The organism is Intrasporangium chromatireducens Q5-1, from assembly GCF_000576575.1.
Taxonomy (GTDB): domain Bacteria; phylum Actinomycetota; class Actinomycetes; order Actinomycetales; family Dermatophilaceae; genus Intrasporangium_A; species Intrasporangium_A chromatireducens.
This window is the reverse complement of the sequence record NZ_AWQS01000551.1, coordinates 1-742: the sequence shown is the minus strand read 5'-3', so window position 1 is coordinate 742 and position 742 is coordinate 1. Positions and strand designations below refer to the sequence as shown.

At 66.6% G+C, this 742-nt stretch carries 1 protein-coding gene; it reads right to left on the bottom strand.

Annotated elements, in window-relative coordinates:
- Positions 1-514, bottom strand: a 514-nt coding sequence (locus N864_RS22825) for an arginase family protein (protein ID WP_205621047.1), incomplete at its 3' end; no start/stop codon positions are given.
- Positions 515-742: the final 228 nt, after the last annotated feature.

The window sequence follows — 742 nt, the reverse complement described above, 5'->3', positions numbered from 1 at the left end:
AGTAGGTATCCCAGGTGTCGAGGTGGGCATCAAAGTGCACGACCGAGATCGGGCCGTGCCGCCGGGCCAGGGTGCGCAGCACCGGCAGGGTCACCGTGTGGTCGCCGCCGAGGACGAGCAGACGCCGGGACCTCTCCGCCATGGCCTCGAACTGGGCCTGCCACTGTGCCATGGCTGTGTCGATGGAGAACGGTGTCACCCCGACGTCACCGAGATCCGCGACCTGGACCCGCTCGAAGGGCCGTGTGTTCAGGTCCGGGTTGTAGGGACGCAAGAGTCGCGAGCCAGCCCGGATGTGGCCCGGCCCGAACCGGGCGCCGGGTCGGTAGGTCACCCCGGAGTCGAACGGGATGCCCACGATGCCGATCTCGTAGTCCGTGACCTCGTCGGCCCGAGGAAGACCGGCGAACGTCGGCGGTGAGGCGAACCGTGGGATAACTGAGAAGTCCGCCTGCACCTGTGGCGCCGCGCTCGTCGGAATGTCCGGACCGGGCACCGAGTGAGATTCGACCATGGGTTTACTCCGCGCTGAGTGTATGTGTAGCGTACGTTCGTGTAGTGACACTACACGCAGTCCGGGGAAACCGCGAGAGGCAGTCGGTCCCCCCGAACTGGCCGCGGTAGTGGGTGATTCGAGGAGGAATCGGTGCCAAGAGCGATGAACCGTGGGACCCAAGCGGCTGGCTTTGGCCGTCGCCCGGAGGAGGTGGCGGCATGAGAAGCCCTGTGTCAAGCCGCTTGC